The 26,097-nt window shown below is 63.1% G+C and carries 21 protein-coding genes and 2 tRNA genes; 11 read left to right on the top strand and 12 right to left on the bottom strand.

The window, feature by feature from the left end:
• The first annotated feature begins 110 nt into the window (after window positions 1-110).
• Window positions 111-677: an SIS domain-containing protein gene (locus ASD12_RS27705; protein WP_056594223.1), complete on the top strand. Its 567-nt coding sequence runs from the start codon at window positions 111-113 to the stop codon at window positions 675-677.
• Between the two features lie 3 nt (window positions 678-680).
• A complete protein-coding gene (locus ASD12_RS27710; RefSeq protein WP_056594226.1) occupies window positions 681-1,424 on the top strand; it encodes a creatininase family protein in 744 nt (247 codons plus the stop codon).
• A gap of 150 nt (window positions 1,425-1,574) precedes the next feature.
• Here ASD12_RS27710 and ASD12_RS27715 read toward each other — a convergent pair whose 3' ends face one another.
• The 3 genes from ASD12_RS27715 to ASD12_RS27725 form a co-directional block, all read right to left on the bottom strand.
• Entirely contained in the window at window positions 1,575-2,492 is a 918-nt protein-coding gene (locus ASD12_RS27715) for a carbohydrate ABC transporter permease (protein ID WP_056594228.1), read from the bottom strand.
• Window positions 2,493-2,517: 25 nt separating this feature from the next.
• Window positions 2,518-3,639, bottom strand: a complete 1,122-nt coding sequence (locus tag ASD12_RS27720) for a sugar ABC transporter permease (RefSeq protein WP_056594231.1) — start codon at window positions 3,637-3,639, stop codon at window positions 2,518-2,520.
• Window positions 3,640-3,728: 89 nt separating this feature from the next.
• The gene (locus ASD12_RS27725; protein ID WP_056594552.1) at window positions 3,729-5,393 is read right to left on the bottom strand and encodes a hypothetical protein; all 1,665 of its coding nucleotides are present in this window, start codon (window positions 5,391-5,393) and stop codon (window positions 3,729-3,731) included.
• 289 nt (window positions 5,394-5,682) lie between these two features.
• On the opposite strand from ASD12_RS27725, the gene ugpC reads away from it, so the two are divergent.
• Genes ugpC through rbsK form a run of 3 tightly spaced genes read left to right on the top strand, consistent with a single transcriptional unit; the run spans window position 5,683 to window position 8,149 of the window.
• The gene (gene ugpC, locus ASD12_RS27730; protein ID WP_056594235.1) at window positions 5,683-6,741 is read left to right on the top strand and encodes a sn-glycerol-3-phosphate ABC transporter ATP-binding protein UgpC; all 1,059 of its coding nucleotides are present in this window, start codon (window positions 5,683-5,685) and stop codon (window positions 6,739-6,741) included.
• Window positions 6,742-6,762: 21 nt separating this feature from the next.
• On the top strand, window positions 6,763-7,215 hold the full coding sequence (locus ASD12_RS27735) for an RbsD/FucU family protein (protein WP_056594238.1): 453 nt from the start codon (window positions 6,763-6,765) through the stop codon (window positions 7,213-7,215).
• A gap of 4 nt (window positions 7,216-7,219) precedes the next feature.
• Entirely contained in the window at window positions 7,220-8,149 is a 930-nt protein-coding gene (gene rbsK / locus ASD12_RS27740; protein WP_056594241.1) for a ribokinase, read from the top strand.
• 129 nt (window positions 8,150-8,278) lie between these two features.
• On the opposite strand, the gene ASD12_RS27745 is transcribed toward rbsK, so the two are convergent.
• Window positions 8,279-8,355, bottom strand: a tRNA-Asp gene (locus ASD12_RS27745).
• A 216-nt stretch (window positions 8,356-8,571) separates the two neighbouring features.
• Between ASD12_RS27745 and ASD12_RS27750 the strand changes: the two genes are divergently transcribed.
• A tRNA-Val gene (locus ASD12_RS27750) sits at window positions 8,572-8,647 on the top strand.
• 440 nt (window positions 8,648-9,087) lie between these two features.
• On the opposite strand, the gene ASD12_RS27755 is transcribed toward ASD12_RS27750, so the two are convergent.
• The 5 genes from ASD12_RS27755 to ASD12_RS27775 form a co-directional block, all read right to left on the bottom strand.
• Window positions 9,088-9,858: an SDR family NAD(P)-dependent oxidoreductase gene (locus ASD12_RS27755; protein WP_056594244.1), complete on the bottom strand. Its 771-nt coding sequence runs from the start codon at window positions 9,856-9,858 to the stop codon at window positions 9,088-9,090.
• Window positions 9,859-9,871: 13 nt separating this feature from the next.
• The gene (locus tag ASD12_RS27760) at window positions 9,872-10,867 is read right to left on the bottom strand and encodes an ABC transporter permease (protein ID WP_056594247.1); all 996 of its coding nucleotides are present in this window, start codon (window positions 10,865-10,867) and stop codon (window positions 9,872-9,874) included.
• Between the two features lie 115 nt (window positions 10,868-10,982).
• On the bottom strand, window positions 10,983-12,023 hold the full coding sequence (locus ASD12_RS27765; protein ID WP_056594251.1) for a sugar ABC transporter substrate-binding protein: 1,041 nt from the start codon (window positions 12,021-12,023) through the stop codon (window positions 10,983-10,985).
• A 39-nt stretch (window positions 12,024-12,062) separates the two neighbouring features.
• Window positions 12,063-12,827, bottom strand: a complete 765-nt coding sequence (locus ASD12_RS27770; protein WP_056594254.1) for an ATP-binding cassette domain-containing protein — start codon at window positions 12,825-12,827, stop codon at window positions 12,063-12,065.
• The gene (locus tag ASD12_RS27775) at window positions 12,824-13,990 is read right to left on the bottom strand and encodes an ROK family transcriptional regulator (protein ID WP_056594258.1); all 1,167 of its coding nucleotides are present in this window, start codon (window positions 13,988-13,990) and stop codon (window positions 12,824-12,826) included. Before ASD12_RS27775 ends, ASD12_RS27770 begins: the two co-directional genes overlap by 4 nt.
• A 223-nt stretch (window positions 13,991-14,213) precedes the next feature.
• Here ASD12_RS27775 and ASD12_RS27780 point away from each other — a divergent pair, with 223 nt between their 5' ends.
• Both ASD12_RS27780 and ASD12_RS27785 read left to right on the top strand, forming a co-directional pair.
• Window positions 14,214-15,392, top strand: coding sequence for a M24 family metallopeptidase (locus ASD12_RS27780; protein ID WP_056594555.1), 1,179 nt, complete (start codon window positions 14,214-14,216; stop codon window positions 15,390-15,392).
• Between the two features lie 10 nt (window positions 15,393-15,402).
• Window positions 15,403-16,617 carry an amidohydrolase gene (locus ASD12_RS27785; protein WP_244482995.1) on the top strand — a complete coding sequence of 405 codons (1,215 nt, stop codon included), beginning with the start codon at window positions 15,403-15,405 and terminating at the stop codon, window positions 16,615-16,617.
• Between the two features lie 71 nt (window positions 16,618-16,688).
• Here ASD12_RS27785 and ASD12_RS27790 read toward each other — a convergent pair whose 3' ends face one another.
• Window positions 16,689-17,993: a M23 family metallopeptidase gene (locus ASD12_RS27790; RefSeq protein ID WP_056594264.1), complete on the bottom strand. Its 1,305-nt coding sequence runs from the start codon at window positions 17,991-17,993 to the stop codon at window positions 16,689-16,691.
• 150 nt (window positions 17,994-18,143) lie between these two features.
• Window positions 18,144-18,611: a peroxiredoxin gene (locus ASD12_RS27795; protein WP_056594560.1), complete on the bottom strand. Its 468-nt coding sequence runs from the start codon at window positions 18,609-18,611 to the stop codon at window positions 18,144-18,146.
• A 95-nt stretch (window positions 18,612-18,706) separates the two neighbouring features.
• Here ASD12_RS27795 and ASD12_RS27800 point away from each other — a divergent pair, with 95 nt between their 5' ends.
• Window positions 18,707-22,087, top strand: coding sequence for a DUF3971 domain-containing protein (locus tag ASD12_RS27800; RefSeq protein ID WP_056594267.1), 3,381 nt, complete (start codon window positions 18,707-18,709; stop codon window positions 22,085-22,087).
• A 6-nt stretch (window positions 22,088-22,093) separates the two neighbouring features.
• Here ASD12_RS27800 and tyrS read toward each other — a convergent pair whose 3' ends face one another.
• Complete coding sequence (tyrS, locus tag ASD12_RS27805; protein ID WP_056594269.1) at window positions 22,094-23,347, bottom strand: tyrosine--tRNA ligase; 1,254 nt, start codon at window positions 23,345-23,347, stop codon at window positions 22,094-22,096.
• A 231-nt stretch (window positions 23,348-23,578) separates the two neighbouring features.
• On the opposite strand from tyrS, the gene ASD12_RS27810 reads away from it, so the two are divergent.
• The gene (locus ASD12_RS27810; protein ID WP_056594273.1) at window positions 23,579-25,222 is read left to right on the top strand and encodes a glycosyltransferase family 39 protein; all 1,644 of its coding nucleotides are present in this window, start codon (window positions 23,579-23,581) and stop codon (window positions 25,220-25,222) included.
• A 111-nt stretch (window positions 25,223-25,333) separates the two neighbouring features.
• Window positions 25,334-26,083 (top strand): phosphatase PAP2 family protein, encoded by a 750-nt coding sequence (locus tag ASD12_RS27815; RefSeq protein ID WP_244482996.1) that lies wholly within the window; start codon window positions 25,334-25,336, stop codon window positions 26,081-26,083.
• Window positions 26,084-26,097 lie beyond the last annotated feature (14 nt).

The following is a 26,097-nucleotide window of genomic DNA, read 5'->3' on the forward strand; positions in this document are numbered from 1 at the left end:
ATCGCGGAGCGTTGGACACGCATTTTCGCGGTTGCTAGCATGAGCAAAATCAAGCTGTTCGTGGCAGCAAGAGCGGCAAATCCCAGGGTGATTTTCATGGCAGGGTTGCGGTGAGCGACAAGAGCAAAAACCTGTTCGAGACGGCGCTTGACGAGCTCGGCGGCGTGCTGGCGCGGGTCGACGAGAGCCGGATCGACGCCGCCTGCAAGAGGCTGGCCGGCGCCAGGCAGATCGTCGTCTATGGCTGCGGCCGCGAGGCCCTGCAGGTCAAGGGTTTTGCCATGCGGCTCTACCATTTGGGCCTGCCGGTCGCCGTGGTCGGCGACATGACCACGCCGCCCTTGGGACCGGGGGATGTCTTCCTGGCCAGCTCCGGGCCGGGAGAAACCTCGACCGTGCTGACCCTCATGCAGGTCGCGCACGACGCCGGCGCGACCAACCTGCTGCTGACGGCCCAGGCCGAAAGCAGTGCGGCAAAGCGCGCCGATTTCACGCTGTTCATCCCCGCGCAGACCATGGCCAACGATCAGGGGGCGCAGAAGACGTCGGTCCTGCCGATGGGCTCGGTGTTCGAAGGCGCGCTGTTCCTGCTGTTCGAAGTGATGGTGCTGAAGCTCAAGGATTTGATCGGCGCGTCGCCGGAAGCGATGCGCGCCCGCCACACCAACATGGAATAGATCATGCGCTACGAATTGATGCTGCCGCACCAGATCCGCAAGGCGATCGCCAAGAACTGGCCGGTCGCACTGCCGCTTGGAGTGCTCGAATACCACGGCGAGCACATGGCCGTCGGCATGGACACGCTGGCCGTCGTCAAGGCTCTGGAGCTGTTCGAAAAGGAGAAGGACGTCGTCATCTTGCCGCCTTTCTACTATGGGGCGGCCAGCTACGCGGTAGCGCCGCCGGAAGGCAGCGGCTCGGTGCAGGTCGGCGGCAATGCGCTGGCGGCGTTCGGCGAGGAGCTGTTCTACAGCCTGCTGCGCATCGGATTTCGCAACATCCACGCAATCATCCACCACCAAACCGAGAATTTCGCCGCCGGCATGCCGACCGATCTGGCGTTCAAGACCGCCGGTCGCCAGGCGATCTTCCGCTTTCTCGAGAAGGAACGCGGCGAGGGTTGGTGGGGCTCTCAGACGATGGCCGACTACTATTCGGGACACGCTGCGGGTGAAAATTTCTTCAATTGGGTGCAGGTGCATCCGCTGATGTCGGCTGACATGAACGGCAGGTACCCGTTCGATCATGCCGGCATTGGCGAGACCTCGCTGATGCTGGCGCTATGTCCCGAAGCGGTGGATGCCACGCACTTCGAAGACAACAAGAGCTGGTATACGGCGAGCGCCAAGGATGCATCGGCGGAACTCGGGCAAAAGGGTGTGGCCATGATCATGGATCACCTGCGCACGATCCTGAGGGGCTAATGCATGTCGCCCAAAAGTGACCTCGGTTTTGGGAGAACGACATGCATCAAAACAAAGACCTAAAGCGGGTCGTCTGAATCCATTCAGACGCGACACGCTTTAGCGCGGTTCTTTCCCGCTCCCCTTCCGGGAGAAGGAAGGCTGGCCCTGCTACTTCACCGCTCCCGCGGTCATGCCCATGATCAGATAGCGTTCGAGCGCGATGCCGATGACGGCGAGAGGCGCGATGGCAGCAGTCGCGAGCGCTGCCATCGACCACCAGTTGATGCCTTGCGAGCCGGTCTGGCTCGCCACCATGACCGGGATGGTCTTGGCGTCGGTCGAGGTCAGAAGGGCGGCGAAGAAATACTCGTTCCAGCACAGCACCATCGCCAGGATGAAGGCGGCGACCATGCCAGGCAGCGCGATCGGCATGACGATGCGGAAGAAGGCGCCCCAGATCGACAATCCGTCGACGAGCGCGGCTTCCTCGAGCTCGACCGGGATCGAGTTGAACTGGTCGCGCATGATCCAGATGACGATCGGCAGCACCATCAGCGTGTAGAGCAGGATCAGCCCAACGCGCGTGTCGAGCAGGCCGACTTCGCGGTAGAGCACCAGGAAGGGCAGCGCCAGCACCACCGGCGGCAGTATCAGCTGCGACAGGAAGAAGAACGAGATGTCTTCGTTCTTGAACCAGGCGAAATGGTAGCGGTAGCGGGTGAGCCCGTAGGCGGCGAGGCTGCCGATGACGATGGCGAGGCTCGATGCGCCGACCGAGGTGATCACCGAATTCATGAAGCGCTTGAGGAACTCCTCGCGCACCGTCGAGGTCTGGAAGATCGAGTCCGGCGACAGGCCGAGTGAGCGCCAGCCCTTCCAGTCCGGCTGGAAGTCGACGAAGGGGATGAGATGGCCCTGGGTAACGTCAACCGCGGTCTTGAACGAGGTCGTGATCGTCCAATAAATCGGGAACAGGCAGATGAATGCCCAGAAGGCCAGCGCCCCATAGATGAAGACGCGGCTGGCGAGGAAGCTCGCCGGCGAGCGGATTTCCGAGGCGACATATTCGGTGGTCTGAACGCTCATCTTGGCTCAATTCACCCATCTTGCTTCAATTAACGTTGCGCACGAAGCGGTTGGCAAATTTCAACAGCCACGTGACGAACACGACGATGATCACCAGATAGGCCATCGCCAGCATGGTTCCGTAGCCGACATTCGAGCGGTCGCGATATTCGCGGTAGATGAAGCTTGACACGGAATCGGTGGCACCGCCCGGACCGCCCGAGGTCACTGTGATAATGATGTCGGCAAGCTTCAGCTTGAAGATGATGCGCAGGATCACCGCCGTCACCGATACCGGCAGCATCAGCGGGAAGGTGACCTGCCAGAAGGTCTGCCACGCATTGGCGCCGTCGACGCGTGCGGCTTCGAGCACCTCGCGCGACATCGCCTGCAGCCCGGCCAGCAGCATGATCATCATGAACGGAATGAACGTCCAGGCGTCCAGCACCATGATCGCGATGCGCGCGGTGATGGGATCGCTGAAGAAGGCTGGATTCTCCCAGCCGAGATGTCGTGCCAGCGTTGCGGCCGGTCCAAAGCGGTATTCCATCAGCGACTTGCCGATCATCCACGACACCGCGACGGGCGACAGCATCAGCGGCATCAGGAAGACGACGCGGAAGAATTTTCGCGCCCGGATCTGGGCGTTGAGCAACAGCGCCAGGCCGAAGGCGATCACATATTCGACCGCCACCGCCAGCACATAGAGCACCATGTTGAACAGCGCGTTGCGGTAGTAGGGATCGCCCAGCATCTGCCAGAAATTGTCGAGCCCGTTGAACCTGCGGCCGCTGAAGGAACTGAGATTCCAGTCGGTCAGCGCGATGTAGAAACCAAACAGTGTCGGGAAGATCACCATGGCGATAGTGAACAGCAGCGCCGGCAGCAGGAACAGGGCGCGCTGGCCGTCCTCGCCGCGCGTCAGCACCTGGCCGATGCCGAGCGCCACGCCCCACAACACATAGGCATAGACGACGGGGCGCCAGGTCTCGAAGCCGATCGTATCGGCGCTGCCCTTGTAGAGGATTTCCAGCGCGATCATGGACAGCAGGCCGAGCGTCGCAACGGACATCAGCGCCCAGCCGAGCCGTTTGCGGCCTGGAGAAATCAGATCGGAAGGGCCGGCATCTGCCGGCCACTGGTTTGCGGTCGAAGTCTGGTCAGCCACAAATCTCGCCCGTTTGAAGGCTCTCAAGGAGCCGGAGCCGGTCTAAAGTGGTCCGGCGTTGCCGCCGGACCACGGTTCATAGGGCCAGCCTACATGCCGAGCGAGGCCTTGTAGAGCTTGATCTGGTTGTCGCGGCCGATCTGGTCGGTCAGCTTCTCCCAGGCCGCAGCAATGGCGTCGGCGCCTTCCTGCGCCTTCATCTTGCCGGCGAAGGTGTTGGCCAGGATGTCCTCGGCGGCGCTGTAGTACTGGAAGATGCCGGGGATGCGTGGCTCGATCGCCGCGTTCGGATGATTGTAGCTGTCGGATTCCGACTTGAGGTAGGAGGTGATGAAGGCCTCGTCGTAGCCGGCCGCCACCCATTCCGGAATATCGAAATGCGAGTTGCGGTACGGCTGGAAGCCCGAGGGATACATCGCCGTCCAGATCGACAGGTCCTTGCCGCCAAGATGGGCGGCGGCGGACCAGGCCGCCTTCTTTTTCTTCTCGTCGGCATCGACGCGGGCCATGACATAGACGCCCCAGCCGAGATAGGCGCAGTTGGGCGCATAGTTCGGGCCGCTGGCGAGCTTGTCCCAGGCTCCGGTCTTCGAATTGTAGACATCGTCCGAGCCCGGCAGGATCGAGAAGCCGGTGACGTCGCCGACAACAGACGAATCGTTGGTCTTGACGTTGGAGCCGACGTCGCCCCACCAGGTGACCATCGAGCCGGTGCCGGCCAGGAACTGCTGGAAGGCGGTGGTGTTCGGGTCGGCGTTGATCTGGTCGGCCGGCTCCGAAGGCAGTGCGTCGATGACGTCCTGGATGGCGCGCACCCAGGCCGGGTTGTTGACGCGCGGCTTCATCGTGTCGGCGTCGAACAGCCAGGCCTTGTCGTCGGGGTGCTTGGCGTAAGCGCTGGCGCGGCTGCCAAGGAAGTAGAAGCCGAAACCGCCCCAGGGTTTTGGCGCATCGAGATAGCCAAAGACGTCCTGGTCCTTGAGCTTCTTGCCCTTGAGGAACTTCGTGACCGCCTGGACCTGCTGCCAGGTCTTCGGCACGCCCCACTCGCCTTCACCGCCGCCGTCCTTCCAGGCCTTGGCGAGGTCGGCATCGGCAAACACGTCGGTGCGGTAGTTGAAATTGTGCGCGTCGCCGTCGACGGTCACGCGATATTGCTTGCCGTTCCAGGTGCCGACCGGGGGCTGCAGATAGGCCACGACATCTTTCATGTCGATCTGCTCCTTGACCCAGTCGGGCATTTCCGACGTCAGGCCCTTGCCGCAGACATCGCCTTCGAACGGTGCGCCCATTTCGATGATGTCGAAATCGACGGTGCCTGTAGCGATCGACTGCTGCAGGCGGGCGTTGTAATCGGCCTGCGCCAGGTCGATCCAGTTGATCTTGGCGCCCGTATAGGTCTCCCACGGCTTAAGGAAGCCGCGGAACAGCACATTGTGCAGGTTCTGGTTGTTGAGACCCATGAAGGTCAGCTCGACGCCGGCGAATTCGCCTTCCTTGACGTTCGCCTTGGTCGCCTCGAGGCAGAGTTCACCGACCTTCTGGAAATCGGCGTCCGTCGGCTGGCCCTTGCCGACGCCGGGGATCTGCAGGATTTTGGTGCGCAGTTCGCTTGCCGCGGAAGCCGGACGCGTCAAGGCGCCAAGCCCGGCGCCGGATGCGGCCGCGATTGCGGCCATGCTGGCAGCGCCCTTCAATATGTCGCGCCTTGTGGCGCCGGCTCGAACCAGTTTCTCGTAAAGACCCGTTCTCATCGCCTGTTCCTCCCAGAACATCAGTGTGAATAAATTGGCCATCTGTCGGACGCCGGAGCGCCAACGATGCTCCCGGTTCGGAAACGAACTAGGCAGGACCCCACCCTGCGTCGATTGAGGTTCCGATTACGGTTCGGGTGCCGACTTTGGACCAGCGCTCGCCACTATTCTCACAACCCAACGCCGTGTCAACGAGAACGGGTTTTTATCTATAAGGGACCGACTTGCCCTGACCGGTCGCCTTGGTTAGCTTCTGCGTCTACGGCCAGTGGAGCCGGAAGGGGAGTATATGGCTCAAGTCGCAATCAGCAAGGTGGCCAAGGCGTTCGGAACGGTCAAGGTTCTGCATGAAGTCAGCGTCGATATCGCAGACGGACAGTTCGTGGTGCTGGTTGGCCCTTCGGGTTGCGGCAAGTCCACGCTGCTCAGGATGGTGGCCGGGCTGGAGACCGTATCCGCTGGGACCATCGCCATCGGCGACCGCGTCGTCAATCACCTGCCGCCGGCCAAGCGCGACATCGCCATGGTGTTCCAGAACTACGCGCTCTATCCGCACAAGACTGTCGAGCAGAACATGGCCTTTGCGCTCAAGCTGCGGAAAACCGATCCGGCCGTGGTCGCCGAGCGGGTCAAGCGCGCCGCCGACATCCTCGACCTCAATCCCTATCTGAAGCGCTATCCTCGCCAGCTTTCCGGCGGACAGCGCCAGCGCGTGGCCATGGGCCGCGCCATCGTGCGCAACCCGCAGGTGTTCCTGTTCGACGAGCCGCTCTCCAATCTGGACGCCAAGCTGCGCGTGCAGATGCGCACCGAGATCAAGGAACTGCACCAGCGGCTGAAGACCACCACCATCTACGTCACCCATGACCAGATCGAGGCCATGACCATGGCCGACAAGATCGTCGTCATGCGCGACGGCCGCATCGAGCAGGTCGGCGCGCCGCTGGAGCTGTTCGACCGGCCGGCCAATCTGTTTGTCGCCGGCTTCATCGGTTCGCCTTCGATGAACCTGCTCAAGGGCGTCATGCGCAAGGGCGCCAAGCCCGGTGTCGACATTGCAGGCACGCTGTTTCCGATTGCACCAGGCAATGCCGCGCAGGACGGCCAGGCCGTCGTCTATGGCGTGCGCCCGGAACATCTCGAGATCCATCCCGATGGCGTGCCGGCGAAGATTTCGGTGGTCGAGCCGACCGGCTCGGAAACGCTGGTGTTCCTGCGCTTCGGCGACGGCGAGATGGTGGCGCTGTTTCGCGAGCGCCACGACTTCAAACCCGGCGACACGCTGACCCTGAAGCCGCGGCTCGACCAGATCCATCTTTTCGACGCCGAGACCGGCAAGCGTCTCTGATCTCAACTCACGAGGACTATCATGCTCAAAGGCATCAATCCGTTGCTCAATGCCGACGTGCTGCAGGCATTGCGGGCGATGGGCCATGGCGATGATCTGATTATCGCCGACACCAATTTCCCGTCCGATTCGGTGGCGCGCCAGACCGCGCTCGGCCGCCTGCTGCGCATCGATGCCTCGGCCGCCGAGGTAGCCAAGGCGGTGCTGTCGCTCTACCCGCTGGACACGTTCGTCGACGACTCGGCCGCGCGCATGGAGATTGTCGGCAAGCCGGACGAGATTCCGGCTGTGCAGAAAGAGGTGCAGAAGGAAGTCGACCAGGCCGAGGGCAAGTCCTGGCCGATGATAGCGGTCGAGCGCTATGCCTTCTACGAGCGCGCCAAACAGGCCTATTGCGTCATCCAGACCGGCGAACGCCGCTTCTATGGCTGCTTCGCTTTCCGCAAGGGCGTCGTGCCGCCGGATGCGGAGTAGCGGCATGGCTTCGGGCAAGCCTGTCGTCATCCTGGGTGTGTTCGTCGCCGACACCGCCTACAGGGCGCAGCGGCAGCCGCGCATGGGCGAAACCATCCTCGGCACATCCTTCACGCTGGGGCCGGGCGGCAAGGGCTCGAACCAGGCGGTCGCCGCCGGCAAGCTCGGCGCCGACGTCACCTTCCTCACCCGCCTCGGCGTCGACCCCTTCGCCGACATGGCCAGGCAGACCTGGGCGCAGGCGGGCGTCAAGAATGCCGTCATCGACACGCCGGAAAGCTATACCGGCGCGGCCTACATCTTTGTCGAGGAAACCACCGGCAACAACGCCATCATCGTCAGCCCTGGTGCTGCCATGCTGATCTCGCCAGCCGATATCGAGGCCAATGCCGGGCTGATCAGCGGTGCCGGCGTCTTCGTCACGCAGCTCGAACAGCCGATCGAGGCGGCTACGCGGGCGCTGGAGATAGCGCGTGGGGCAGGGGTGACGACGATCCTCAACCCGGCCCCGGCGGCGAAGCTTCCCGACCGCATCTACACGCTGTGCGACTATCTCACGCCCAATGAGACCGAGACGGAGGAACTGACCGGGATGAAGGTCTCCTCGGTCGACGAGGCGCGAGCCGCTGCGGACAAGCTGCTCGAAAAGGGCGTCGGCACGGTCATCGTCACGCTCGGTGACAAGGGCGCGCTTTTGCACTCGAAGAACCGCTCCGACCATGTTCCTGCCGTCAGTGCCGGGCCGGTGGTCGAAACCACAGGGGCGGGCGATGCCTTCAATGGCGGTCTTGCCGCAGCAATTTCGCGGGGCGTGGAGCCGCTAGAGGCGGTGCGCTTCGCTTGTGCGGTCGCCGGCATTTCGGTGACGCGACCAGGGACCGCGCCGTCCATGCCGACGCTGCAGGAGGTCGAGGCGCTGCTGGCGAGAGGGTGATCTTGCGAGGCCAGACGTAGGCACATGCCGAAAGGACCTGAGTGGCCTCAGGTCTCTTGCAAGACAATATTTTTGACAATCAATGTCGACATTTCTCCGAAGCCAAGGGCTTGATACCCCCAGGAGAAATGGCGCGAGTGACGGGGCTCGAACCCGCGACCTCCGGCGTGACAGGCCGGCACTCTAACCAACTGAGCTACACCCGCGCATGGCGAACACGTGTCAGCCGTGTTCGTCGTTGGGGCGCTGGATAAGGGGTTCGCCACCGGGTGTCAAGCGTGACAGGACAGCATAACAGCAAACAGGAGAAGGTTTTTTGACAGCCGGCGTTTTGTTGGCAAAACCGGCGTCCAACCAGGGCGTCCTGCACTCATTTGGCCTTGCGAAGCCGGTTACGACCGCTTAAAGGTCCGGCCCGGAGCGGGCGATTAGCTCAGTTGGTAGAGCGCTTCGTTTACACCGAAGATGTCGGCGGTTCGAGCCCGTCATCGCCCACCATTCCAGTCACACAATCCATCACACGGCCGCGTCAATGGCGAAGCCCACGGTATGGAGTGCCTGGCTATCCATCAGCCGCTGCCTCACAAACTCGGCGCAGGTCGGCATGGATGTTTTTGGAGTTCAACAGCTCGGCGGCTTCGGGATAACCCTCGGCCAGCAATGTGCCACGATCTCGGCCGGAGAGTGGTGGAAACCGCCCTCCGCCGAAGCATGGGCCCGCTGGTAGATATGGCTGGTTCTGATGTCGTTGGCCATTGGCAAACATCCCCCTTGATCAGCACTTGGTGAACAACCTTTGAGACGCTAAGTTGTTCCGCTGCAACTTGTGGGGGAATGTTGGCAACTAATGCGTGGGCGATGAATCTGTCGCTTGAACTACGGCTCTCATTCTCGCTCCTCGTCAGGAGACGAGGCGGTCCGTCGCCATCCTGCAACGGTCAAGGCGGCAGGAGCCGGAAGTCGTTGCCTTCCGGCAGCAGCTGGCCGCCGTCGACGATTATGGTCGTGCCGGTGATGTAGCTGGCATCGTCGGAGGCGAGGAACAGGAAGGCGTTGGCCACGTCGCGCGGGCTGCCGAGGCGGCCGAGTGGGATCGAGTCCTCCATGTTCTTGATATAGGCCGCGCCCCGATGCATCTCGATGGCCTCGGTGAGGATGTTGCCGGGCTCGACACCGTTGACGGTGATGCCGTAACCGGAGAATTCCAGCGCCGCGGCACGGATGAAGCCGTTGATGCCGGCCTTGCTGGCGGAATAGTGGCCATGGCCGGGGCTGGTGACATGCGGGCCGGTGATGGAGGAGGTGTAGAGCATGCGGCCAAAACCTTGCGCCTTCATCGGCACCAGGGCCGCGCGGCTGGCATTGAAGGTGCCGCGCAGATTGACCGCCATGACACGGTCCCAGTCGTCGGCGCTGGTGTTCTCGATCAACTGCCAGGGATAGATGCCGGCATTCTGGACGATGATGTCGAGGCGGCCATGGAGCTTGAGCGCGAGCGCCACGGCGGCCTCGGCATCGCTCATTTGCGAGATGTCGGTGCGGATGAAGGGGACGCCCATTTCGTCCGCGGTCGCTTGCCCGGCCTCGACCTCCGTGTCGGCGAGCACCAGCCTTGCACCCTCTTCGGCGAAGCGTAGCGCGATGCCCTTGCCGATGCCGCGGGCGCTGCCGACGATCAGCGCTACCTTGTCTTTCAGTCGTCCGGTCATGCGAGCCGTCCTGTCATGCGAGCCTTTGGCGGATGGTTTGCTTGAAAGCGTCGAGCAGCACGGCGGCCAGCACCAGCAGACCGTGGATCACCTGGGTGAAATTGGCCGGCAGGCCCATCAGGTTGATCGCCGTGTTGATGGCCGAGAGCAGCAGGACGCCGGCATAGACGCCGGGCAGGGTGCCGACGCCGCCTTTGAGGCTGACGCCACCGATGACGACGGCGGCGAAGGCGTTGAACAAAAGGCCGACGCCGAGATTGGCGGTGGCACCCGAGGTGCGGATCGCCAGCAGCCAGCCAGCGAGGCCGGCGATTGAGCCGGCGAGAACGAAAGCGATGATGAGATTGCGGTTCACCCTTATGCCGGCGCGGAAGGTTGCCGTCTCGTTGCCGCCGATCATGACGAGATGCCGGCCGAACGGCGTCTTGGCCATGATCAGCGAAAAGACGACGAAACAGCCAACCGCGATCCAGGCGGTGAGCGGCAGACCGACAAGGCGCTGGATGCCGAACCAGCGGATGGCCGGCGCCAGGTCCTGCGCCGAGCGGCCGCCCGAAATGACCAGCACGAGGCCGCGCACCCAGATGTAGGACGCCAGCGTGATGATGAAGGCGCTCATCTTCACCTTGACCACCAGATAGCCGTTGAAGGCGCCGATGAGGCCGCCGACGGCCAGCGCCAGCAGCAGCGACACCGGAACCATCAGCCATTCCGGATACAACTGAACGCCAAGCCCTATTCCGGACGAGCAGAACAGGATGCCGACCGCCATGGCGCTGAGCGCCGCCACCGATTCGACCGACAGGTCCATGTGACCGGCGATGATCACCAGCGCCAGGCCGATCGACATGACGCCCAGCACGCTGGAGGCCTCGATGATGTTGGCGAAGATGCCAAGTTGAAAATAGTTCGGGACGAAGATGGAGAAGACCACGAGCACGAACAGCAGCATGAACCAGACGAGGTTGTCGAGGACGAACTCCAGGGCGCGGCGTGTGCGGGGGTTCATGGGCTGATCCGGCTGGCGCGTGATCCAAACTCGATTTTTCGAGAGATCATGCGCGGGTTGGAATTGGAGAATTGGCTCCGGGCCGAGATGGCCCGGAGCGTTTTCTGCGACGTGACTATTCGACTGATTTGACGGTGTCCGTCGGCGGCTTCTGGTTGCCCCAGAAGGCCGGATTGTCGACATTTTCCTTGGTGATGGCGGCGCCTGGGATCTTGATGTTCGGGCCCCAGGCTTCCTTGGTCACGGTCGATTTCAGGCCGAGCACGTCGTATTCGCCGGGCTTGATCTCTTCCTTCTTGGCGATCTTGTCCATGAACATGGCGACAGCCGCGGCCTGCGCGTAGAGCGGCTGCTCGACTTCGACGTTGAGCCAGCCCTTGCGGATCAGGTCGAGGCCGACCGGAGCGCCGTTCGAGCTCATCAGCATGACGTCGCCCGGCTTCTTGCCGGCGGCCTCGAGCGAGGCGACGGCAGCGACCGAGAGGTGGGCGGCATGGCTGAAGATCAGGTCGATGTCGGGGTTCGCCAGCATCTGGTCGGCAACGATGGTGCCGGCATTGCTGGCCTCCCACTGCATGGCCGGAAGCGAGATGATCTTGACGTCCGGAAACGCCTTCATCTTCTCCTCAAAGCCCTTCTGGATGTCGAGCGTATAGGGATCGCCCGGGTCGCCGAGCACCTGCAGCACCTTGCCCTTCACCGAGCCGTTCTTCGCTTTCAGCAGCTTCTCGGCCTGGTCGGCGGCGACGTAGCCGATCTCGACCGTTCCGGCGACAGAGGTGAAGTCGGATGGCGTCGACGTGATCTGGCGGTCGAACTCGACCACCGGGATGCCGGCCGCGCGGGCGGCTTCGATGGATGGTTTCAGCGCATTGAAGTCGACCGCCGCCAGGATGATGGCCGCCGGTTTCAGCGCGATGACGTCGTTCATTTGTGATTGCTGGGCGTCGGTCTTGTTGTCGGCGTTCAGCGTCTTCATCTCGTAGCCGGTCTGCTTCAGGAACAGTTCCAGCGCGCTCACCGAGCCGGTCTGGAACTCATCCAGCAGGGTCGGTACCATATAGTAGACGATACCCTTGGACTGGGCGAATGCCGGCGTGAGCGTGGCAAAGGCCAGTGCAAGGATACCGAAGGCAGCAAGAAGTATTCGCTTCATGTCGTTCGCTCCTCTTAAGCCGGACCCCTCTTTTGTCCCTCAGCCTGTCGGTCCGGCACCGGCAAGCGTTTCACCGGTGATCATGTTGATCACCGCATCGGGACTTGTTTTGTTGCGTGCGACATCGCCGGCCACGACGCCTTGCCGGATCACCACGATCCGGTCGGCGACCTGGAAGGCCTGCTGCATGATATGGGTGATGATGACGACGCCGATGCCCTGGTTCGCCACCTGGCGGATCATGTCGAGGCCGCGCCGCGTCTGTTCGACTCCAAGCGCTGCGAACGGTTCGTCGAGCAGCACCAGCTTGCCGCCCCAGTGCACGAACCGGTTGAGCTCGATGGCCTGCCGCTGGCCGCCCGAAAGATGCTCGACATTGGTGCGCAGCGAGGGAATGCGGGTGCCGGCACTGGCCAGCGCCTTTCCGACGACGGCTTCCATGGCGCGCTCGTCGAGCACGGGAATGCCGAAAACCTTCCTGGTGATCTCGCGGCCCATGAAGAAATTGGCGACCACGTCGACATTGGTGCACAAAGACAGGTCCTGGTAGACGGTCTCTATGCCCGCCGCCTTGGCCTCGGCGGGCGACCGGGCAAGAAAGTCCTTGCCCTCGAACAGCATGCGGCCGGAGGTCGGCTCCAGTCCGCCAGCGATGATCTTGACCAGTGTCGATTTGCCGGCGCCGTTGTCGCCTAGCAGCGCCACGACCTCGCCCTTGCCGATCGAGAAGCTGATCCCCTTGAGCGCTTCGATCGCGCCATAGTTCTTGGTGACGTTGTCGAGCACCAGCAGGGGTTCGTTCATGCCGCAATCTCCCTGGCCTTGAGAAGGTCGCGCTCGCGCTCGCGTTCGGCGGCGAACATCTGCCCGAAGCGGGGCGACAGCACCCCGGAAACCGCAAGGGCGGCGGCGCCGCGCAACACCGAATGTTGCCCGCCGCGCGCGACGATGATTCGAGGCGTCGTGCGGTCCTTCCGTGCGGAAACGGAGTTGTGCAGGCCTCTGGCCGAACCAGCCAGCCGTTCGAGCAGATCGGTGGATGCCAGCCCGCCGAGGATGACCGTCTCCGGGTCGAAGAGGTTCTCGATGATGGCGACGGCATTGTGGAAGATCGGGCCGACTTCGGCCACCCAGTCGGCTTCGCAGCCGTTCCAGCGCCGGAGCGCCTCGAGTGAGAGGTACCTTTCGAGGCAGCCGCTGTTGCCGCACGGGCAAGCCTCGCCGCCGGGAACGACGGGAATGTGTCCGATCTCGCCGGCATTTCCCCAGGCACCGCGCAAGGCGCCGCCGTCATGAACCATGACACCGCCAAGGCCGACGCCAAAATAGAGATAGTAGTATTCGGAAAACTGGGCGCCGAGGCCGTAGAGGCGCTCGCCCATGGCCGCTGCCGCCATGTCGGTTTCAAAGAAGGCCGGCAATCCGGTCGATGCCGCCAGCCGCTCGCGCAGCGCCACATCCTTCCAGCCGGTCATGGTGGTCGGGCCGACAAAACTCATGGATTCGACGCCGAACGGTCCGGGCAGGGCCAGGCCGACGCCCAGCACCCGTCCGCCAGCCCGCAGCCTGGTCAATTCGATCACCATCGCCCCGATCAGGTCGAAGGCATGGTCCGGCGCCGCGTTCGGAGCTTCGCGATAGTTACTCTCGATCACGTCGCCGCTCAGATTGATCAAGGCGGCACTGATGCCGAGCGGGGTGATGTGGACGCCGACGGCATAGCCGCCCTCGGGGTTGATGCGCAGGGTCGCCGGGGGCAGGCCGCGCCCCTTCGGCTCTTCGCGCAGCGACAGGATGTAGCCCTGATCTTCCAGTTCGCGAACGATGGTCGATACCGTCTGGACGGTCAGTCCGACGCGCCGGGCGATCTCGCCGCGGGCGATCGGTCCATGAAGGCGGATGGACTCAAGCACGATGCGCCGGTTGTACGGCCGCCCGAACTCCTGATTGGTCCCCCGCAGTGCCATGACGTGCACCCCTTCGAGAGGGTAACTTGGCACCGCTTATTTATTCAGTCAAATGGAATTCAAAAATAAATTGATAGCGGAGTTTTTCCAAAAGAAGGCCGCGGAGGGCGTATTCGGTTCAGGACCTGCTTACGCACCGCCCTGGCTGATTGCCGCCATGTCGAAACGGTTTCAAAGGTGGGCGAACCCCGCGACCGTTGATCCGACAAAGCATGGAGCAAAGATGATTGAATTGCCGTTTGCCCGCAACGAGTACCAGCAGCGGCTGCGCAAGATCCGCACCGAGATGGCCAGGCGCGGTCTCGAGCTCCTTGTTGTCAACGACGTTGCCAACCAGCATTACATCACCGGCTATGATGGCTGGTCATTCTATACGCCGCAGGTGGTGCTCGTTCCGGTCGAAGACGTCGAGCCGGTCTGGATCGGGCGCGCCATGGATGCGGCCGGCGGTCTTCTGACGGCCTGGATGAAGCCGGAAAACGTGGTTGGCTTCCCGGAAGACCACGTCCAGCGCGTCGACCGCCATCCCATGGACTGGATCGCGAATTGGATCGTCGCGAAGGGCTGGGGTATCAGACACATCGGCATCGAACTCGAAGCCTACTATTTCTCGCCGAAAGGGCACGCCCGGCTCGTCGCCGGACTTCCCAACGCAAAATGGCATGATGCCGATCTGCTGGTGAACTGGATCCGCGCGGTCAAATCGGCGCCCGAGATCGCCTATTTGCGCAAGGCCTCGACCTTGGCGGAGGCGGCGGTCACACGGGCCTTCGAAGTGATCGCGCCGGGCGTTCGCGAGTGCGATGCCATCGCCGCCATCCAGGCTGCGCAGATCGCCGGCAGCCCGGACTTCGCGGGCGACATCACCGCGCTGCCGCCGACAATTCTCGGCGGCGAAAATGCTTCCGCACCGCACATCATGTGGAGCGACAGGCGGTTCGGGGAAAACGAGACGATTGCCCTGGAGCTTGCCGGGGTCTGCCGCCGCTATGCCGCCGGGCTGGCAAGAACCCTGCAACTCGGCAAAACGCCGACAAATGTCTCGGATACGGCCAAAGCAGTGATCGAAGGCATGGACGCGGTGCTCGATGCGGTCAGGCCGGGAACATCAGCCGAAGCGGTAGAGGGCGCCTGGCGCAAGGTCATTCAACGCTACGGATTGAAGAAGGAGTCGCGCATCGGCTATTCCATCGGCGTCGCCTATCCGCCGGATTGGGGCGAACACACGATCAGCCTCAGGCCGGGCGACAAGACTATGCTTGAACCGGGCAACGTCGTTCATTCCATCCTCGGCATGTGGATGGACGGCTGGGGCATCGAGATCAGCGAGACCATCCTGGTCACCGAAACCGGCAATGAGACGCTGACGAGGTTCCCGCGAGAGATCCATGTCAAATCCTGAGGATCCGGCCATGGCAGGCGGTTCTGCAATTCCCGGCACGATCGATATCGATGCCGGAATTCTCGACCGGATGATCGAGATCCGCCGCCATCTGCACCGCAATCCGGAGCTCTCGAACCGCGAAGTCAACACGCAGCGTTATCTCAGGCAGATGCTGGCCGGGCAGGGAATTGCCGGCATTCGCGACGTGGCGGGCTTTGGCCTGGCGGTCGACATTGTCGGCACCGGCAAGCCGTCAAATCGAAAGCTGGCCATTCGCGCCGACATCGATGCCTTGCCGATCGCGGAGGAATCCGGTGTCGAATTCGCATCGATGAACCCAGGCGTGATGCATGCCTGCGGCCATGACGCCCACGCATCGATGGCCTTTGCGGTTGCCGAGCATCTTCACCAGTCAAGGAACAGTTTTGGCGGGACCGTCCGTCTGATCTTCCAGCCGGCGGAGGAAGACGATCCGTCGGGAGGCAAGAGGGTGGTGGAAGAGGGGCTTCTCGACGATATCGACGCCGCTATCTGCGTCCACGTCGATCCATACACGCCGACCGGTAAGATCGCCGTGAGTTCCGGTCCGTATACTCTGGCCTGCGATACATTTGACGTTGTCGTCACCGGCTCGGCCGCGCATGCGGCAAAGCCGTATGAGGGCATCGATGCGATCCCCGTGGCCTGCTCCATGGTGGGGGAATTGCAGAAGATCGTTTCGCGCGAGATCGATCCCTACGATCCGCTGGTCATTTCCGTCACCGGCATCAATGGCGGCAACGCCTACAACGTGATCGCCGGCAAGGTCACCTTGAAAGGGACTATCCGCAGCGGCAGCGACGCCACCCGCGAACGAGCCTGGCGGCGCGTTCGTGCGATACTGGAGGCAATAGCGACGGCCCATGGCGCCAGTGTGCAGCTCGACATCCACAAGGGCGAACCCGGCGTCGTCAACGACGTCGAGATGACCGAGCTGATTGTCGCCAGTGCCAAGGCCTGTGTCGGGCCCGACAATGTCCTCAACACGCCAGGATGGACCATTGCGGACGACTTTGGCTACTACAGCGAGAAGCGTCCGTCGGTCTACTTCCGGCTCGGCATCCGCAACGAGGCGGTCGGATCGGTGTTTCCGCTTCACCATGCCAGGTTTCGCGTCGATGAGGCCGCCTTGAAAGTCGGTGCCGCCACCCTGGTTTCGGCGGTGACCGCGTTCCTGTCGATGCACCGGGAAAATGCCGACTGACAAAGGCACGGGATGCAGGGCTCGTGCCGGCATGATGGCCATCAGCCGTGCGGGGCAGGAGCAAAAAACGCTCAGAGGTACTGGGCGACCTTCTTGCCGACAGTCAGGAAGCGCAAGGGATCGATCGCTTCGCCATTGTGGCGGACCTCGTAGTGCAGATGCGGGCCGGTCGAGCGGCCGCTGCTGCCGGTCTTGCCGATGACGGCGCCGGCATCCAGTTTCTCGCCCACGGTCACGTCGATCTCGCTGAGATGCCCATAGCGCGTCGCAAAGCCGTTGCCATGGTCGACTTCAACCATGCGGCCATAGCCGCCGTTCCAGCCTGCCTTGGTGACGACGCCCGGTGCTGTGACCTTTGCGGCCATGCCGATCGGCGCCCTGAAATCCATACCTGAATGCAGAGCGGCGGTGCCGAGGATGGGGTCGGTGCGCACGCCGAACGGGCTGGTGACGGGGTGACCCGGCGCGGGATTGGTGAGCGGCAGCCGGCGGGCTTCCTTCTTGAGGTGGTCGAGCGCGTCAAGCGCTTCGTCCAACTCCTTGACCTTGCTGTCGAACATCATCGAGGAGTCGAGCGGGATCAGCGGTCCGCCGGCATCGCTGTCGTTCTTGCCGAAATCGCTATCGACGGGCAGTCCGGCCGCTTGAAGCGCCTGGGTGATCGCGTCGGCGCTCTTGTAGGCATTGTCGGCAAGCGTGCTGATGCGGGTGATCTGGTCGCTTTCGATGGATTTCAGCGACTGGTTGATCGAGACGAACAGCTTGTCGGCACGATCCGCGGCTGAATCGTTGGGCAGCGGATCGGAGCGCGTCGACCACAGCGAGAACGGCCTGGTGTCGCCGGCGCCGAGGTCGGCGCTCAGGCTGGCGACCGCGTAATTCTGCGCGGGCGGGATGATGCTGCCGGTCACTTCGGCGCGTTTGTCCGGCTTGCTCGCCGCTGCCGGATCTTCGGCCGGCGCCGTTCCGACTTCGCTCTCGGCGCGTTCGAGCAGCGGGCCAAGCCGGCCGTGACGCTGGCTCAACTGGCTCTGGCGTTCAAGCAGTTCGCTGACCTTGGTTTCCATCAATTGCTGGTCGAGCAACTGGCGGCTGGTGATGCGGTCGACCTGGGCGCGAAGCGCCGAAATGCGATCTTCATAGGCTTGCTGCATGCGCGCCTGCCGCGCCGTGGTGGCGCCGATCAGGTCGTCGCGCAGCACGAGATAGGAGGTGGCCATCAGGTAGCCGATGGCAATGGCCGCGAGCGCCGAGCCGATAAAGGCCACAAGCCAGGGGCGGATCGTGAAGTGCCTGATCTCGTTGCCCCGGGCGATGATGACCGTATGGGGCTCCTTACGCCTGCCGAAGACTGCTGACTGACCGGTTGCGTTCACGGGACCAAGCTTTCGGTTACGACACCACGACAGCTTGATTACACATTATTAGGGTTAACAAAGGCTTGCGGCGCCAACTTGCCGCCTGGGATTGACCGTCTGACGGGTATGAGGTTGTGGGGAAGGCGCGTCAGCTGTGCCCGCAAGACCTCAAAGCGCGCGAACGGCCGCCAGCACGTCCTCGGCATGGCCCTTGACCCGGACCTTGCGCCAAATCCCAGCGATCCGCCCGTCGCGGCCGATCAGGAACGTCGCGCGCTCGACACCCATGTATTTGCGGCCATACATCGATTTCTCGACCCATAGATGGTAGGCCTCGATCACCTTGCGCTCCTCGTCGGCCGCGAGGTCGATGGTGAGATTGTATTTCGACTTGAACTTGTCGTGCTTTTTGGCGTTGTCAGGTGAGAGGCCGATCACGACGGCGCCGGCCTTCTCGAACGCCGGCTTCAACTGCGAAAAACTTATTGCCTCTTGCGTGCAGCTCGTCGTGTCGTCCTGGGGGTAGAAATAGAGGACTGTGGGCTTGCCGAGGGATGAGGCAAGGCTGACTGATCCGCCGCCGTCCCGCGGCAGGTCGAATTGCGGCGCCAGATCGCCTACGTCGAGGTCAGCCATACCGATGCCCTTGTTTGTGGTTACGCGCCAAGCCACACCGATATAGTGTCGAGCGGGGATTCGTCCACGATCGAGTTCGTACAACGGAAAATTGCGTGGATCAGGAGCAACCGCAGCACGAGAAGATCCGGTTCAGGCGTGATGAGATCACCGACCTGGGGACCTTTCCGTCGGCGTGCCGCGTGCCGCCGCTCGGTCAGGCGTCGATCGGACGCGGCTTTCGCATGCTGGCAAGGGTATTCGCCGGTTTCGCCAGTCTCGTCTTGTTGGCGGCCGTCGTTGTCTATCTCATCGGTGCGTCCGGCGTCGGTTCCGAACGGCTTCGCACCGAGGCGGAAACGGCTCTCGAGAAACTGGCTGGTGTCGATGTCAATGTCGCGGTCGGGCCTGCCCGCATCACGCTCGACAGTTCGAGTTTCATAGCGCTTCAAGTCAGTGACGTCAGCCTGAAGACCGCTGACGGCAAGCCGATGGCCGATGCCGGCCGCGTGCGCTTTGGCGTGCGCCTGGTTCCGCTGCTGTGGGGAGATGTTCGGCTGACCAGCGCCAGGATCTCCGATGCCCGCATCGTCGTGGCTGCGATGCCGTCAGGCGGCGACTGGACTGCCGCCCTGCGCAATGCGGACGGCCTCATCGATCCGGAAAAACTGTCCGTTGCGGTGTTCGCAAACGTCAACCGTGCACTCGATGCCGTGCGCGAGGATTCGCTGCGCCAGATCGACCTTCGCGACGTCGAATTCGTGCTGCCCGACACCGGAACGATCAAGCTCCTCAAGGTCACCGACGCCACTGTCGTGCAGTCGGGAACCGGCGGCATGCGGTTTTCCTCCAAGGCGGATGTCGACGGCAGGACTGTTACCGTTGCCGCTTCCGCCACCCGCGATATCGCGGCGCACCGGGTCACGGCACTGGATGCGAGCATCGATCTGGCGGATGCCGGTGACACGAGGGCCGCTGCCGGCAAGTTGGGCGCGGTCGCGCTGAAACTGACAGGATCGGAGGGGTTCGGCATGAATGCATCGCGGCTGACGGCCGCTTTGTCATCCACGGGTTCCATCATCGATCTCGGCACACGCGGGCTGCTGCCGGCAGATGTCGATGTCAATGCGACGCTGGTTGCCGGTAGCAACAAGGTCCAGGTCGACAGATTGCTACTGAAGACCGGCCGCTCGACATTCGATTTCGCCGGTTCGATCGGGCCGAAGCCGGCAACCGGAGCGGCGGGCGAGGAACCCTCCTATCGTTATGACCTGACCAGCGACGGTTCGTCGCTGGCGCCTTCGGAGTCGCCTGAGCCAGCGCTCACCTTCCTTGCCCGGATTGCCGGAGTCTACAACACGGTGAGCCACAGACTGGTCGCCGAGCAGATCGCGCTTCGGTCCGCTGCCTCCGGAGAGGTGCTTGGCACCGCCGCCGTGGCGTTCGTCGACGGCAAGGCCCCGGGGATCAATCTTGCGTTCAACATCCACAACATGCAGGTCTCCCACGTCAAGCAGCTGTGGCCGTGGTTTTCAGCGCGCAACGCCCGGCTGTGGGTGCTGGCCAATCTGTTCGGCGGCCGCGTCGTCGACGCCAACCTCCAGTTCCAGGTCGTGCCGGGCCGCCTCGGCAACGGCGTGCCGCTTTCCGCCGATGAGGTGTTCGGTCGCTTCCAGATCGAGGGATCGCGCTTCGACACCGCCGGCCGCATACCGCCGATACGCGACGCGGTTGGTGTCGTCGGCTTCCACGGCAACGATGTCGATATTTCCCTGTCCTCGGGCACTGTCTATATGCCCAGCGGCCGCACCGTGGCGGCCAGCAACGGCACGCTGACGGTCGAGGCGGCCAATCGCCCGCCGGTCGTCGGCGCGCTCGACATCGACGTTGCTGGCGACGCATCCGCTGTTGCCGAACTCGCATCCTACGAGCCGATCAACGCCATGCGCCACGTCGGTATTCTGCCGGAAGACCTGTCGGGCAGCGTCACCGGCCACGTCAAGGCGGATATTCCGCTGCAGTCCGGCGTCGACTCCTCGAAGCTCGATTGGCTGGTGTCGCTCGACTACAGCGGTATGTCGTTGGCCAAGCCTTTCGAGGGGCAGACCGTGACGGATGCCGACGGTTCGATCACGGTCGACCCTGTAAAGGCGGTGATCTCTGCCAAGGCGTCGCTGAACGGCATACCGGCCGAACTCGATCTGATCGAGCCGCTCGGCGACGACGGGCCGGCGCGCAGCCGCAAGGTGGCCCTGGTGCTCGACGACAAGATCCGCGCCGCCGCCATGCCCGGTTTGAAGGCGCTGCTTGGCGGAACGGTGAAGGTCGCGATCGACAAGAGCGGCAGCGGCGACCAGAACGTTTCGGCCGATCTGACCAATGCCAGGCTGGACATTCCCTGGGCGGGTTGGAGCAAGGGGGCAGGGGTTCCCGCCAATGTCACCTTCGTCATGACCAAGTCCGGCGACACCACGACGCTGTCCGACTTTAATCTCGACGGAAAGACCTTCTCCATCGACGGCAGCATCGTGCTGGTCAACAGCGCGCTGTCGTCGGCGCGGTTCAGCAAGGTCACCTTGAACAGGGGTGACGACGTTGCGGTGTCGGTGAAGCGATCCGGTAAGGGCTATGCGGTCGACATATCAGGCAACGCGCTGGATGCACGCTCGCTCATCAAGCAGTTTACCTCGGACGTCGACACCGCCACCAAAACCACCGGTTCGGATGCCATTTCCGTTAGCGCCGATGTCGAACAGTTGACCGGTTTCCACGACGAGCAATTGTCCAATCTGAAGCTCGACTACAGCGCGGCCGGTTCGCGGGTGAACGGGCTGAAGGTCAGCGCCACGGCAAGTTCGGGCGCTGCGATCAGCATCAGCAACACCACCGGCGCCGGCCGGCGCGCGCTGAACATGCAGTCCGCGGACGCCGGCGCCATCCTCAGGTTCCTCAACATCTACGAGCATATGGAAGGCGGAGCGATCACGCTGGCGCTGGCGGGGCCGAGCGACGGATCGCTGAAGGGCAAGGTCGACACCAGCAACTTTTTCGTGGTCAACGAACCGAAACTCGCCTCCATCGTCTCGACCACGCCGGCCGGCGACAACCGCAGCCTCAATCAGGCGGTCAAGGGCAAGCTGGACACGTCGCGGGTGAAGTTCGAACGCGGCTACGCCGAGATCGACAAGGGCAGCGGCTATCTGAAACTGGCCAATGGCGTGCTGCGCGGCCCGCGCATCGGCACGACGTTTCAGGGCACGCTCTACGACCAGGACAACAACATGGACATGACCGGCACCTTCATGCCGGTCTACGGCCTCAATCGCATCTTCGGCGAATTGCCCATCGTTGGCGCGCTGCTCGGCAATGGCCGCGACCGTGGCCTGATCGGCGTCACCTACCGGCTGAAGGGCAACGCCAACAAGCCGCTGCTGGACGTCAATCCGCTGTCGGTGATCGCGCCTGGAATATTCAGGTCGATCTTCGAGTACCGCTGATCGAGGTCAAATAGGTCGTACCAGAATGTGCTTTTTCCTACCGAGTGAGAGCTTTACGACGTTTTCCGGACTCAAATCCTTTGAAGTCACCAGCCGGCGCTCGTCGCTGACCGGCTCGTCGTTCAGGCGCACCGCACCGCCCTGCACATGCCGCCGCGCCTCGCCGTTCGATGCCGCCAGTCCGGCGGTGACGAGCAGCGACAGGACGCCGACGCCGGCTTCGAGCGCTGCCTTGTCAACCTCGACGGTCGGCAAAGATTCGGCGAGCGCGCCTTCCTCGAACGTCTTGCGCGCCGTATCGCTGGCTTGCTCCGCGGCTGCGCGGCCATGCAGCAGGGCGGTGATCTCGGTGGCGAGGATTTTCTTCGCCTCATTGATCTCGGATCCGCCGAGCCGCCCGAGCCGCGCGACCTCGTCCAGCGGCAGCGTCGTGTACAGTTTCAGGAAGCGGGCAACGTCGGCATCCTCGGTGTTGCGCCAGTACTGCCAGAATTCATAGGGGCTCAGCATCTCCGCATCGAGCCAGACCGCACCCGAGGCCGACTTGCCCATCTTGGCGCCCGACGAGGTGGTGAGCAACGGCGTGGTCAGCGCATAGAGTTGCGCGTCCTCCATGCGGCGGCCGAGATCGATGCCGTTGATGATGTTGCCCCATTGGTCGGAGCCGCCCATCTGCAGGCGGCAGCCGAGACGCTTGTAAAGCTCGACGAAATCATAGGCCTGCAGGATCATGTAGTTGAATTCGAGGAACGACAGCGACTGCTCGCGGTCGAGCCGCAGCTTGACGGAATCGAAGGCCAGCATGCGGTTGACGGAAAAGTGACGGCCAACGTCGCGCAGGAAATTGACGTAGTTGATCTCCATCAGCCAGTCGGCGTTGTTGACCATGATCGCGTCATTCGGACCGCTGCCGAACTTGAGGTAGGGCATGAAGTTGCGGCCGATGCCGGCGAGGTTGTCTTCGATGTCCTGCGGGGTCAAAAGCTTGCGGGCCTCGTCCTTGAACGACGGGTCGCCGATCATCGAGGTGCCGCCGCCCATCAGTGCTATCGGTCGATGACCCGTCTGCTGCAGCCAATGCAGCATCATGATCTGGATCAGCGAGCCGGCGTGCAGGCTCTTGGCGGTGGCGTCGAAGCCGATATAGGCCGTCACCGTCTCCTTGGCGAAGATAGCGTCGAGGCCGGCATCATCCGAAGTCTGGTGGATGAAACCGCGCTCGCTCATCGTGCGCAGGAAATCGGATTTGAAGACGGACATTGTTTCTTTCCCGAAAGCGCCCGGCCGCTGTGGCTCGGGTGTGCATGAACGCGGGCGTTTAGCATCCAAGCGCGATCAGCAAAAGTGGAATCCGGGTCTTGCTGCGTGCGTGGATGGCCAGGCCACTTCTTGCCTCGTGCATTTGGCTAGCGTATTGAGGCGCCGCGCAGGGGCAGGACCTGAAGCGCCGCGACGGGGCCATCCCGCAAATCGGATCCGGAAAGCTCCGCGATGAACAGGAACTATCTCATCCTTTTTCTGTTCAGCCTGCTGATGACGCTCAGTGGGCTGATGAGCCTTCCACCGATCGACCGCGACGAGTCGCGTTTTGTCCAGGCGACCAAGCAGATGGTCGAAACCTCCGACTATGTCGACATCCGTTTTCAGGATGCCTCGCGCTACAAGAAGCCGATCGGCATCTACTGGCTGCAATCGGCGGCCGTGGCGCTAAGCGGCGAGGGGGCGGCGGCGCCGATCTGGGTCTACCGCCTCGTCTCCATGCTTGGCATTGCCCTGGCCGTCGTCGGCATCGCCTGGACGGGCACGAAGCTCTTCGGGGCCAATGCAGGTCTCGCCGCCGGCCTTATGATGGCGGCGATCTTCGCGACCGCCTTCGAGGGCCGTGACGCCAAGACAGACGCCATGCTGCTGGCCTGCTGCGTGGCGGCGCAGGGCGCGCTCGCCCAGATCTATCTGGCAGCGCGCCGGAACGAACCGGTAGCCAGCCATCTGCCATGGATATTCTGGGCGGCTCAAGGCCTGGGGATCCTTATCAAGGGGCCTGTCGCTCCGCTGTTGTCGGTGCTCACGGTCGCCACGCTGTTTGCGTTCGAACGCGACTGGCGCTGGCTTTTGAAGCTGAAGCTCATGCGCGGCGTCGCCCTGGTGCTTCTTATCGTGCTGCCATGGGTAGCCCTCATCACCTGGAAGAGCGGCGGCGCCTTTCTGCAGGATGCCGTCGGCAAGGACATGGTGGCCAAGGTCGCGTCGGGAGAGGAATCGCACGGCCTGCCGCCTGGTTTCTACATGCTGACCTATTCGCTGTTCATGTGGCCCTTCGGCCTGATCGCTGTCGGCGCCGGGCTCCAGGCCCTCAACCGGTTGCACGACGATCCGCGGCTGCGTTTCTGCCTCGCCTGGTACATTCCGTTCTGGCTGGTGTTCGAACTGATCCCGACCAAGCTGCCGCATTATGTCCTGCCGGCCTATCCCGGCATGGCGCTGCTGATCGGCTGGCTGCTGACATTGCCGCCGCAGGAGGCGAATGCGCCGCTCAGGCGCTGGCAGGATTGGTTGTGGTGGTCGACCGCATTCGGTCTGGCCGTGGTCAGCCTCGGCCTGGCGTCGGTCTGCGTTGGAGCGCCGATCTACCTCACCGGCACCTTCTCCTGGTGGAGCGTACCGGCGGCCGCGGCGGCACTGGGGGCGGGCTACCTCGCTTTTTCCAGAGAGCTGCAAGTGCCGCTGCGCCGCATCGGCGCCATCGCGGTCTGCGCGGGCATCACCTATGGGCTGTTGTTCGGCGTCATCGCGCCGTCGCTGAAGCCGATCTGGCTGAGCCCGGCCATCGAGGCGGCGGTCCGCGCCAACAGGCCTTGCGACACCACGGTGCTCGCCTCGGCGGAATATCACGAGCCGAGCCTGGTGTTCCTGGTGGGCACCAAGACCTTGCTGACCGATGTCGATGGCGTCGCCAGACATCTGCTTGGCGATCCGGCCTGCGCGCTGGCGCTGGCACAAATCGGGGACGAGCAGAAACTGAATGGGCTGCTGGCGGCGCAAGGCAAGTCGGCGACCCGCGTTGCCGAAGTCGACGGCCTCAACTATTCGTCGGGAGACAAACTGTCGCTCGGCCTTTATCGTGTGGCCCCATGACGGCTCGTCGATGACAGGGTCGAATTTCAAATGCTGGTGAAATCGCGCCCTTCCGTTTCCGCTATGCTCCTTGGAGTGGGGCGCCGATCGGTCGACAATTTTCGCGATACGATGCGGATCGCAAGAAAGCGCTTTGCCGCTCGCCCCGTCAGATACCCGAACATTTTGTGGTCGGTCTGGGTGCTGGTGTGGGTTTTGCTGACGGCGGCAGCATTTGTTCGCCTCGACACCCCGGCTGGAATGCTTCGCGACCAATGGTCGCCGGGATTCGTCCATCTGGCCGATTTTTTCACGCAGTTCGGCTTGGGTGGCTGGTATCTCATTCCGTCAGTGCTTCTGCTCGTTGCCGCGAACCTGACGGACTGGCGAAGCCTTTCAAGGCGTTCGCTGATGCTCGCCTACAACTGGACCTGCCTGGCTTTTCTGGTGCTGGGCGCCGCCGGCCTGTCGGGCCTCGCCGTCAATGTGCTAAAATACGCGATTGGCCGGGCTCGTCCGATGTATTTCAATGAGTTCGGGGTGTTGTCGCTGCATCCGTTCGCTTTTGATGCGCGCTTCGCCGGCTTCCCGTCGGGCCACGCCACGACCATGGGCGCCGTGTTCGGGGTCGCCCTGCTGTTGTTTCCAAGGCGCTGGTACATCGCCCTGGCGGTCACCGCATGCATCGCCTCGACGCGGGTCTTCGTGGGCGCGCACTATCCCAGCGACACCGTCGCCGGCTTCGGCCTCGGCTGCGCATTCGCGCTTGCCTGCGGGCTGGTCTTTGCCCGGCTCGGCTTCATCTTTCGGCCGATGCCGTCGGGATTGCCGGTCCGCAAGAGGACGTTTCGGCTGATTGGACCGACAAGGAAGACTCCCTGATCGCTCGGCGTTGC

The organism is Mesorhizobium sp. Root102, assembly GCF_001425625.1.
Classification (GTDB): domain Bacteria; phylum Pseudomonadota; class Alphaproteobacteria; order Rhizobiales; family Rhizobiaceae; genus Mesorhizobium.

Coding starts and splice junctions, on each gene's coding strand:
- ASD12_RS27815 (WP_244482996.1), top strand. CDS start 25,334: ATGCGGATCGCAAGAAAGCGCTTTGCCGCTCGCCCCGTCAGATACCCG.
- ASD12_RS27780 (WP_056594555.1), top strand. CDS start 14,214: ATGATTGAATTGCCGTTTGCCCGCAACGAGTACCAGCAGCGGCTGCGC.
- rbsK (WP_056594241.1), top strand. CDS start 7,220: ATGGCTTCGGGCAAGCCTGTCGTCATCCTGGGTGTGTTCGTCGCCGAC.
- ASD12_RS27715 (WP_056594228.1), bottom strand. CDS start 2,492: ATGAGCGTTCAGACCACCGAATATGTCGCCTCGGAAATCCGCTCGCCG.
- ASD12_RS27735 (WP_056594238.1), top strand. CDS start 6,763: ATGCTCAAAGGCATCAATCCGTTGCTCAATGCCGACGTGCTGCAGGCA.
- ASD12_RS27795 (WP_056594560.1), bottom strand. CDS start 18,611: ATGGCTGACCTCGACGTAGGCGATCTGGCGCCGCAATTCGACCTGCCG.
- ASD12_RS27765 (WP_056594251.1), bottom strand. CDS start 12,023: ATGAAGCGAATACTTCTTGCTGCCTTCGGTATCCTTGCACTGGCCTTT.
- ugpC (WP_056594235.1), top strand. CDS start 5,683: ATGGCTCAAGTCGCAATCAGCAAGGTGGCCAAGGCGTTCGGAACGGTC.
- ASD12_RS27770 (WP_056594254.1), bottom strand. CDS start 12,827: ATGAACGAACCCCTGCTGGTGCTCGACAACGTCACCAAGAACTATGGC.
- ASD12_RS27785 (WP_244482995.1), top strand. CDS start 15,403: ATGGCAGGCGGTTCTGCAATTCCCGGCACGATCGATATCGATGCCGGA.
- ASD12_RS27760 (WP_056594247.1), bottom strand. CDS start 10,867: ATGAACCCCCGCACACGCCGCGCCCTGGAGTTCGTCCTCGACAACCTC.
- ASD12_RS27755 (WP_056594244.1), bottom strand. CDS start 9,858: ATGACCGGACGACTGAAAGACAAGGTAGCGCTGATCGTCGGCAGCGCC.
- tyrS (WP_056594269.1), bottom strand. CDS start 23,347: ATGTCCGTCTTCAAATCCGATTTCCTGCGCACGATGAGCGAGCGCGGT.
- ASD12_RS27810 (WP_056594273.1), top strand. CDS start 23,579: ATGAACAGGAACTATCTCATCCTTTTTCTGTTCAGCCTGCTGATGACG.
- ASD12_RS27710 (WP_056594226.1), top strand. CDS start 681: ATGCGCTACGAATTGATGCTGCCGCACCAGATCCGCAAGGCGATCGCC.
- ASD12_RS27775 (WP_056594258.1), bottom strand. CDS start 13,990: ATGGCACTGCGGGGGACCAATCAGGAGTTCGGGCGGCCGTACAACCGG.
- ASD12_RS27725 (WP_056594552.1), bottom strand. CDS start 5,393: ATGAGAACGGGTCTTTACGAGAAACTGGTTCGAGCCGGCGCCACAAGG.